This window comes from Streptomyces glaucescens, from assembly GCF_002154375.1.
In the GTDB taxonomy this organism is placed as follows: Bacteria; Actinomycetota; Actinomycetes; order Streptomycetales; family Streptomycetaceae; genus Streptomyces; species Streptomyces glaucescens.
In genome coordinates, this window is sequence record NZ_MUND01000215.1 from 1 (window position 1) to 8947 (window position 8947).

Below are 8947 nucleotides of genomic sequence, written 5' to 3' on the forward strand. Positions count from 1 at the left end.
AGCCTTGAGCCGTCGGCCCGTATCACGGGCCGACGGCTCAAGGCTCGGGCACACCGTAACGGCTGATGGGCGGTTTGGGGATGAGTCGGGGGGAGATGTGCCGAAACGATGCCGCGGAGCGGTGCGCGGGTGCGGGGCTCGGCTGCGCACCGCGGACGGGCCGCCCGGCGGCCCGCTGACCGCGCTGTCCGCGCCGGGGGAGCCCGCCGTAGACTCCCGGAGTGACCGTCACCGCAACCTCCGTGGACGAGTCGGACGACGTCCGGCCGGCCACCGCGCCCGCCCCGCGCGGCGCGCGGCTGCTGCGCCTCGTCCCGGCCGCCACCTCGGCACTCTCCGGAGTGCTGCTCTACGTCAGTTTCCCGCCCCGCACCCTCTGGTGGCTGGCCCTGCCCGCCTTCGCCGCCTTCGGCTGGGTGCTGCGCGGCCGCGGTGTGAAGGCGAGCCTCGGTCTCGGCTATCTCTTCGGCCTCGGCTTCCTGCTGCCGCTGCTGGTGTGGACCGGAGTGGAGGTCGGCCCCGGACCGTGGCTCGCCCTCGTCGCGATCGAGGCGCTGTTCATCGCCCTGGTCGGCGCGGGTGTCGCCGCGGTGTCACGGCTGCCCGGCTGGCCGGTGTGGGCGGCGGCGGTCTGGATCGCGGGAGAGGCGGCCCGCGCGCGCGTGCCCTTCCACGGCTTCCCCTGGGGCAAGATCGCCTTCGGCCAGGCGGACGGCGTCTTCCTGCCGCTCGCCGCGGTGGGCGGCACTCCCGTGCTCGGTTTCGCGGTCGTCCTGTGCGGTTTCGGTCTGTACGACGTCGTCCGCCTCGCGGTGGACGCGCGCCGCACCCGCGCGGTACGACGGCCCGCCGCGGCAGCGGCGCTGCTCAGTCTGGCCGTGCCGCCGCTCGCGGCCCTCGCCGCGCTGCCGCTGGTGAGCGACCGGGCCGAGGACGGCACCGCCACCGTCGCCGTCATCCAGGGCAACGTGCCCCGCGCGGGACTCGACTTCAACGCCCAGCGCAGGGCCGTGCTCGACCACCACGCGCGCGAGACCGAGCGGCTGGCGGCCGAGGTGAAGGCCGGCACCGTGCCCCGGCCCGACTTCGTGCTCTGGCCGGAGAACTCCTCCGACATCGACCCCTTCGCCAACGCCGACGCCCGTGCGGTCATCGACGGCGCCGCCAAGGCCATCGGCGCGCCCATCTCCGTGGGCGGGGTCGTGGAACGCGACGGCAGGCTGCTGAACGAGCAGATCCTCTGGGACCCCGAGAAGGGCCCGGTCGACACCTACGACAAGCGGCAGATCCAGCCCTTCGGCGAGTACCTGCCGCTGCGCTCGCTGCTCGACGCGATCAACGAGGACTGGACCGGCATGGTCCGCCAGGACTTCAGCCGGGGATCCGAGCCCGGTGTCTTCACCCTGGACGGCACCGAGGTCGGCCTCGCCACCTGCTACGAGGCGGCCTTCGACTGGGCCGTGCGGGACACCGTCACCCACGGCGCCCAGATGATCTCCGTGCCGAGCAACAACGCGACCTTCGACCGCAGCGAGATGACCTACCAGCAGCTCGCCATGTCCCGGATCCGCGCGGTCGAGCACAGCCGGACCGTCACCGTGCCGGTGACCAGCGGCGTCAGCGCGATCATCCTGCCGGACGGCACCATCACCCAGCGGACCGGGATGTTCGTCGCGGACTCGCTGGTGCAGGAGGTGCCGCTGCGCTCCTCCGAGACCCCCGCCACACGGCTCGGCATCCTGCCGGAGCTGGCCCTCCTCCTGGTCGCCGCGGGCGGCCTCGGGTGGGCGGCCACCGTGGCGGCGCGCGGGCGGCGCGCGAGTGGCGGGTGACCGTACGACCGCCGTACGCCCCGGGAACACGCCGGGGGCGCGCGGGAGGGCCCGCTAGGGTCTGGCCCATGGCCATTCCTGACTTCCTCCGCACCCTGCGGGCCTCCGCCGGACACCAGTTGCTGTGGCTCCCCGGGGTCACCGCGATCGTCTTCGACGACGCGGGCAGAGTCCTGCTCAACCGCCGGACCGACACCCGCAAGTGGTCGGTGCTCGGCGGCATCCCGGACCCGGGCGAGCAGCCCGCGGCCTGCGCCGTGCGCGAGGTCCACGAGGAGACCGCGGTCCGGTGCGTCCCGGAGCGGGTGGTCCTCGTCCAGGCGCTGGACCCGGTCACCTACGACAACGGCGACGTCTGCCAGTACATGGACATCACGTTCCGCTGCCGCGCGGTCGGCGGCGAGGCGCGGGTCAACGACGACGAGTCCCTGGAGGTCGGCTGGTTCGAGGTCGACGCCCTGCCGGACCTGAACGAGTTCGGGCTGCTGCGGATCAAGCAGGCCCTGTCGGACGCACCCACGTGGTTCGAGCCCATGACCTCCGAATGAACTGTGGTGGATGACCACATGGGGCGGGGGAGGGCCGCTGCCTAGGGTCGAGACATGACCCCGCCCCATGACCTGCCCGGTCCGCCCGGGCCCAGTGACCCCTCGCTCGACCTGGGCGGCCGCACCGCCCTCGTCACCGGCGCCGCCGGCGGCATCGGCCGCGCCTGCGCGCTGCGGCTCGCGGCCGCCGGAGCCAAGGTCAGAGCGGTCGACCGGGACGACACCGGACTGGCAGCCCTCACCGAGCAGGCCGCGGGCCTGGCCGGGACCGTCGAACCGCACGTCCTCGACCTCACCGACCTGGACGCCGCCGAACTCGTCGCCGCGGGCACCGACGTCCTCGTCAACAACGCCGGACTGCAACTCGTCCGGCCCCTGGAGCAGTTCCCGCCCGACGTCTTCCACACCGTCCTCACCGTGATGCTGGAGGCGCCGTTCCGGCTGATCCGGGGCGCCCTGCCGCACATGTACGGGCAGGGCTGGGGCCGGATCGTGAACATCTCCTCCGTGCACGGGCTGCGCGCCTCGCCGTACAAGTCGGCGTACGTGGCCGCCAAGCACGGCCTGGAGGGCCTGTCCAAGACCGCCGCCCTCGAAGGCGCGCCGCACGGCGTCACCTCCAACTGCGTGAACCCCGGCTACGTCCGCACCCCGCTCGTGGAGCGGCAGCTCGCCGACCAGGCGCGCGCCCACGGCATCCCGGAGGAACGCGTCCTGTCCGAGGTGCTGCTCCAGGACAGCGCCGTCAAGCGGCTCATCGAGCCGGCCGAGGTCGCGGAGGCGGTGGCGTACCTGTGCGCACCGCAGGCGTCCTTCGTCACCGGCACCTCGCTGGTCCTCGACGGCGGCTGGACCGCACACTGAGTCCCGCGGGCCGCACCGGAGTTTTCCACAGGGCTGCCGGGGCGCCCGCGTCATGGTGAATCCTGTGAGCATGTCCCGCGATCACGTGCAGTCAGCTCAGCAGGCGCCGGGCGCCCAGGCCCAGGTGCCGGGCGCCGGCCTCGACACGCCGGCCGCCGCCGTCGAGGCACCGTTCCTGGAGCTGCTGGCCCGCGGCGCGTCCGCCGACGCCTACGAGCAGCCGGTGCTGCTCGCCCGCGCCGAGGGCCGGCCCGGTGAGCGGATCGCCGCGCTGGAGCGCGCCAAGCTGCTGGCGCTGCGGGTCCGCGCCGAGCTGGAGGGACGGCGCCGCCGCGAGGCCGAGCTGTCGGCCCTGTTCGAGACCGCCCACGACCTTGCCGGGCTGCGCGACCTCGACGCCGTCCTCCAGGCGATCGTGCAGCGGGCCCGCTCCCTGCTCGGCACCGACGTCGCCTACCTCAGCCTCAACGACCCGGCCCGCGGCGACACCTACATGCGGGTCACCGAGGGCTCGGTCGCGGCCCGCTTCCAGCAGCTGCGGCTCGGCATGGGGGAAGGGCTCGGCGGGCTCGTCGCCCAGACGGCCCGGCCGTACGTCACCGACGACTACTTCCAGGACGACCGCTTCCAGCACACCTCCAGCATCGACGCGGGTGTGCGCGACGAGGGACTGGTGGCCATTCTCGGTGTGCCGCTGATGCTGGGCCCGCACGTCATCGGGGTGCTGTTCGCCGCCGACCGCCGCGCCCGGGTCTTCGAACGCGAGCAGATCGCGCTGCTCGGCTCCTTCGCCGCGCTGGCCGCCGCCGCCATCGACACCGCCAACCTGCTCACCGAGACCCGCTCGGCCCTGGCCGGTCTGGAACGCGCCAACGAGATCATCCAGGACCGCAGCGCCGTCATCGAACGCGCCTCCGAGGTGCACGACCGGCTCGCCGAACTCGTGCTGCGCGGCGGCGGGGTGCACGACGTGGCCGCCGCGGTCTCCGAGGTCCTGGACGGCACGGTGGAGTTCACCGAGCCCGACGGCGCCCCGGCCCGCGCGCTCGACGAGTCCCGCGCCGAAGGACACGCGGTGCGGCACCAGGACGACTGGATCGCCGCCGTTGCGGCCGGCGGTGAACTCCTCGGCGCGCTGGTGCTGCGCGGCCACCCCGGCCTCGACCCGGTCGACCAGCGCACCCTCGAACGCGCCGCGATGGTCACCTCGCTGCTGCTGCTCGCCCGCCGCTCCGCCGCCGAGGCCGAACAGCGGGTCCGCGGCGAACTCCTGGACGACCTGCTGGACGCCCGTGACCGTGACCCCCGCCTGCTGCGCGAGCGCGCCGCCCGGCTGCACGCCGACCTGGACGCCACCCATGTGCTGCTCGCCGCCCGGCTCGACGGCCCCGCCGCCGACGCCGACCAGGAGGCCGACGCGCGGCGCCGCCTGTGGTCCGCCGCCTCCCACCTCGCCGCCACCCGGCGGGGACTGGCCGCCGCCCGCGACGGCGGCACCGTGCTGCTGCTGCCCCTGGCCCCCGGCGACAGCGCGACCGAGCTGGCCCGCCGCACCGCCCGCCACCTCGGCACGGCCGTCCACGAGGCGGTCACCGTCGGCGCCTCACCGCCGGTGCGGGACCTCGCCGCCCACCCGGACGACGTGGCCGGGGCGTACACCGAGGCCCGCCGCTGCCTCGACGCCCTGCGCCTGCTCGGCCGCGGCGGGGACGGCGCCGCCGCCGACGACTTCGGCTTCCTGGGCCTGCTGCTCGCCGGGGAACGGGACGTGACGGGCTTCGTCGACCGCACCATAGGCCCGGTGGTGGGATACGACGAACGACGCGGCACCGAGCTGCTGCGCACCCTCGACGCCTACTTCGACTCCGGGATGAGTCCCGCCCGCACCAAGGACGCACTGCACGTCCACGTCAACACCGTCGCCCAGCGCCTGGAGCGCGTGGGCCGGCTGCTCGGCGACGACTGGCAGTCCCCGTCGCGCGCCCTGGAGATCCAGCTCGCCCTGCGCCTGCACCGCCTCTCGGCACCGGAACGCCACTGACCGCGGTCCCCCCGTACGCACCCGTACCGGGGACCGCGGCCGGAGGTGCCGCTCAGACGGTGTGCGCGTCCTCGGCCCGCGCGCTCTCGGGCGCGGCATCCCCGGAGGGCTCGATGTCGGCCAGGTCGCGGTGGCGGGTCTCCTTGGCCACTCCCACGGCGACGAGCGTCAGCAGCGCCGCCGCGATGACGTACAGGGCGATCCAGGTCGAGCCGCCGGTGCTCTGCAGCAGGGCCGTCGCGATCAGCGGGGCGGGCGCCCCGGCCGCGACCGAGGCGAACTGGGCGCCGATGGAGGCACCGGAGTAACGCATCCGGGTCGCGAACATCTCGGAGAAGAAGGCGGCCTGCGGGGCGTACATCGCCCCGTGCAGCACCAGGCCCACCGTCACCGCGAGCAGCAGGCTGCCGAAGTCGCCGGTGTCGACCAGCGCGAAGAACGGGAACATCCACAGACCGACCCCGGCCGCTCCCAGCAGGTAGACGGGACGGCGACCGACCCGGTCGGAGAGCGCGCCCCAGAGGGGGATGACCGCGAAGTGGACGGCGGAGGCGATCAGCACGGCGTTGAGCGCGGTCTGCTTGGAGACATCGGCCGCCGTGGTGGCGTAGACGAGGATGAACGCGGTGATGACGTAGTAGCTGATGTTCTCCGCCATGCGCGCGCCCATCGCGATGAGCACGTCCCGCCAGTGGTGCCGCAGCACGGCGACCAGCGGCAGCTTCTCGGCGTCCGCCACCCGCGCCGCCTTGCGCGCCTCGGCCTGCGCGAGCGCCTGCCGGAAGACGGGTGACTCGTCGACGGACAGCCGGATCCACAGCCCGACGATCACCAGCACCCCGGACAGCAGGAACGGAATGCGCCAGCCCCAGCTGGTGAACGCGCTGTCCGACAGCACGGCGGTCAGCAGCGACAGCACACCCGTGGCGAGCAACTGCCCGGCCGGCGCCCCGGTCTGCGGCCACGAGGCCCAGAACCCCCGCCGCCGCGCGTCCCCGTGCTCCGACACCAGCAGCACGGCTCCGCCCCACTCACCGCCGAGCGCGAACCCCTGCACCAGCCGCAGCACGGTCAGCAGCACGGGCGCGGCGGTCCCGATCGTCGCGTGCGTCGGCAGCAGACCGATCGCGAAGGTCGCCCCGCCCATCAGCAGCAGACTCAGCACCAGCAGCTTCTTGCGCCCGAGGCGGTCGCCGTAGTGCCCGAACACCAGCGCACCCAGCGGGCGCGCCGCGAATCCCACCGCGTACGTCAGGAACGACAGCAGTGTGCCGACCAGGGGGTCGGACTCCGGGAAGAACAACTGATTGAAGACGAGCGCGGCCGCGGAGCCGTAGAGGAAGAAGTCGTACCACTCGATGGTGGTGCCGATGAGGCTGGCGGCGACGATGCGCTTGAGGTTGGACGGGGCTGGGGGAGCGGTCGCGGGCGACGACATCGGCACCACTTCCTGACGTTCGACGGGGACGTTTGCGTGTCGCCACACGGTAGGAAGGCGCAGGTGAGAGGCGTATGTGGTGGGACCCCATAGTTTTGGGCATGAGGGTGCGCGCGCCCACCATGGGGTAGCGGCAGGAGCTCCTTCGCGGTCTCGACGAGGTTGCGGAGGGAGGGCTGTGCGGGGTGTGCCATTGACGCACGGTTCGAAGGCTCCGATGTGCGGCTCGCTCACCATCGCGTCTTCGGCGGAGCGCCCAGGAACTAGCCGGCTCGCACGTCTATCGCGTGGCGGCGGATCACTGCTAGAAGAGTGACGCGGTTCCTGACGCTCACGCCTCCCGAGGAGCAGATTGTCATGTTCACCTCTAGAGGGCACCCTCCGCCGCGAGGCGCCGCAGGCTCGTGCCGCGTCCTCGGCAACCCGCGCTTCGCCCGGTGGAACGGCAGTGGCAGCGCCGGGATGAGTGAAACCGAGCGCACGACGACCGACTGGGGCACCGCACGGTCCGCTGCCCGGCTCCGCCACTCATCTCCGCACCCACTCGCCGAAGTCGGCAAGGAGGAAAGCCCATGAGGTCTCCGCGAACCCCCAACGGTCGACAGGCCCGCGACACGGCCCCGGCCCGCACACGACGAAACGCCCTGCGCTCGCTCCTCACCGCGCTCGCCCTGGTCCTCGGCGCGCTCTTCGCGCCCGGCTTCGGCGTCCTGACCGGCACCACCGACGCCCACGCGGTCACCAAGATCAGCCACGCCACCGCGACATCGATGTTCCGCAGCTCCGGGATCACCTGGTCCTCGTCCGGCGGCTGCTCCGACCGCAACAACCCGACCTGTACCTCCTTCGAGCAGCTCAACCTCGCCTCGGCGCAGGGCGCCCAGACCCTCAAGAGCGCCAGTGGCTGCGCCCTCAACATCACGGGCGGTACCGAGACCGGCCACGCCGGCGGCACGTACTCGCACTGGAACGGCTACAAACTCGACTACAGCAAGTACACGTGCATCGGGAACTACATCAAGAACACCTTCACCTACATCGGCGTGCGCGGTGACGGCGCCCCGCAGTGGAAGTCCGGCTCCGGCAACATCTACGCCGACGAAGGCAACCACTGGGACGTGACGTACTACAACTGCGGCGGCTGCTGACCCGCCGTACCCCGCTGCGTACGAGTCTGTCGTGGAGGACGGGGCCTGCACGAGCGCGGTGGAACGACGCTGGGGACCACGTGTCTCACGTCCAACCACCGCGCCTGCAGCACGCGTGACCGGCCCACACCGGAGCAGTCGCTGCCTGGATGCCGATCCAGCGGCTCCGGCAGGCCTGCGAGGGCGGTGGCGGGGCATACGGGTTTCACCCGTGTGAGAGGAGTTCCTTCATGCTCGGCATAGTCGCGGCGGTGCTGTTCTTCTTTGCGTTTCTGATCAATGCGGCAGAGATCGGCACCAACGACGTGTTCTCTTCGACGAATGTGATGCTGCTGGGGTTGATGGCTCTGGCTCTGCATGTGGCCGGGATCGGTTCCGGTTGGGCCCGCAGACGCTGACCCTCCGCCTCAGCGGGCGTGGTGGTGGGCCGCCACCACGCCCGCTGAGCGGCCCGGCCGCTGAGGTGCCCTGTTCCCGCAGCCGGCTCTGCCCTGTGGCAGGTACTGCCCGCCCGGCCGCCTCGGCCGGTCCGCTTCCCCCTGTCACTTCCGGCACCTGGACCAAACCCCCCGGACAAGCGGACGGAGTCCGAGAAGGGAGACCCGGTGCGACAGCGTTCCAGTGCGCGCACCCCGGCGTCGTGGACCATGCCAGGCGCGTCATGGAGGACCTGGATCTATTGGCCGATGCTCTGCATGGCCGTCGGACTCCTGCTCTGGCGGGTGACCGAGGGCTCCAGCGGGACGAGTATCGCCGTGTCGTCCTGTCATGTTCTGGTCTGGGTGGGCCTTCTGCTCGCCAACCGGTCCGCTCGGCGTGAACACCCACAGGAATGACTGGCCGAAGGCGACGGTGCCGTTCGCCACGGTCGGGATCGCAGGCGCGACGGCGGAAGGGCTTGAGGCATGCCGGGGAGCTGACCGGTTGCTGCTACCGGATGCCGGGCTCTCCAGTGGGCTGGGTGGTGGGGTGACGGCAGGCCTCAACGGGTGAGCTCGTCGGCGGTGACGGTGAGGCAGGCGGCCACCAGGATGACGTTCTTGAGGACGTACTGGCCTTCGAGCGTGGGCACGCCG

At 72.5% G+C, this 8947-nt stretch carries 7 protein-coding genes; 6 read left to right on the plus strand and 1 reads right to left on the minus strand.

What is annotated here, in order from left to right; translation table 11 throughout:
- Positions 1 to 221: 221 nt before the first annotated feature.
- The 4 genes from lnt (at position 222) to CCN42_RS15985 (ending at position 5285) form a co-directional block, all read left to right on the plus strand.
- The gene (gene lnt / locus CCN42_RS15970) at positions 222 to 1832 is read left to right on the plus strand and encodes an apolipoprotein N-acyltransferase (protein WP_086736381.1); all 1611 of its coding nucleotides are present in this window, start codon (positions 222 to 224) and stop codon (positions 1830 to 1832) included.
- Positions 1833 to 1900: 68 nt separating this feature from the next.
- A complete protein-coding gene (locus CCN42_RS15975) occupies positions 1901 to 2380 on the plus strand; it encodes an NUDIX hydrolase (RefSeq protein ID WP_086169146.1) in 480 nt (159 codons plus the stop codon).
- A gap of 54 nt (positions 2381 to 2434) precedes the next feature.
- Positions 2435 to 3244 (plus strand): 3-hydroxybutyrate dehydrogenase, encoded by an 810-nt coding sequence (locus tag CCN42_RS15980; protein ID WP_086736383.1) that lies wholly within the window; start codon positions 2435 to 2437, stop codon positions 3242 to 3244.
- A gap of 70 nt (positions 3245 to 3314) precedes the next feature.
- On the plus strand, positions 3315 to 5285 hold the full coding sequence (locus CCN42_RS15985) for a helix-turn-helix domain-containing protein (RefSeq protein ID WP_211294715.1): 1971 nt from the start codon (positions 3315 to 3317) through the stop codon (positions 5283 to 5285).
- A 52-nt stretch (positions 5286 to 5337) separates the two neighbouring features.
- On the opposite strand, the gene CCN42_RS15990 is transcribed toward CCN42_RS15985, so the two are convergent.
- On the minus strand, positions 5338 to 6723 hold the full coding sequence (locus CCN42_RS15990; protein WP_211294716.1) for an MFS transporter: 1386 nt from the start codon (positions 6721 to 6723) through the stop codon (positions 5338 to 5340).
- A 572-nt stretch (positions 6724 to 7295) separates the two neighbouring features.
- On the opposite strand from CCN42_RS15990, the gene CCN42_RS15995 reads away from it, so the two are divergent.
- Both CCN42_RS15995 and CCN42_RS43265 read left to right on the plus strand, forming a co-directional pair.
- A complete protein-coding gene (locus CCN42_RS15995) occupies positions 7296 to 7871 on the plus strand; it encodes a hypothetical protein (RefSeq protein WP_245877301.1) in 576 nt (191 codons plus the stop codon).
- A 230-nt stretch (positions 7872 to 8101) separates the two neighbouring features.
- Positions 8102 to 8269 (plus strand): hypothetical protein, encoded by a 168-nt coding sequence (locus CCN42_RS43265; RefSeq protein ID WP_086736391.1) that lies wholly within the window; start codon positions 8102 to 8104, stop codon positions 8267 to 8269.
- Positions 8270 to 8947 lie beyond the last annotated feature (678 nt).

Coding starts and splice junctions, on each gene's coding strand:
- CCN42_RS43265 (WP_086736391.1), top strand. CDS start 8,102: ATGCTCGGCATAGTCGCGGCGGTGCTGTTCTTCTTTGCGTTTCTGATC.
- CCN42_RS15980 (WP_086736383.1), top strand. CDS start 2,435: ATGACCCCGCCCCATGACCTGCCCGGTCCGCCCGGGCCCAGTGACCCC.
- CCN42_RS15995 (WP_245877301.1), top strand. CDS start 7,296: ATGAGGTCTCCGCGAACCCCCAACGGTCGACAGGCCCGCGACACGGCC.
- CCN42_RS15985 (WP_211294715.1), top strand. CDS start 3,315: ATGTCCCGCGATCACGTGCAGTCAGCTCAGCAGGCGCCGGGCGCCCAG.
- CCN42_RS15990 (WP_211294716.1), bottom strand. CDS start 6,723: ATGTCGTCGCCCGCGACCGCTCCCCCAGCCCCGTCCAACCTCAAGCGC.
- CCN42_RS15975 (WP_086169146.1), top strand. CDS start 1,901: ATGGCCATTCCTGACTTCCTCCGCACCCTGCGGGCCTCCGCCGGACAC.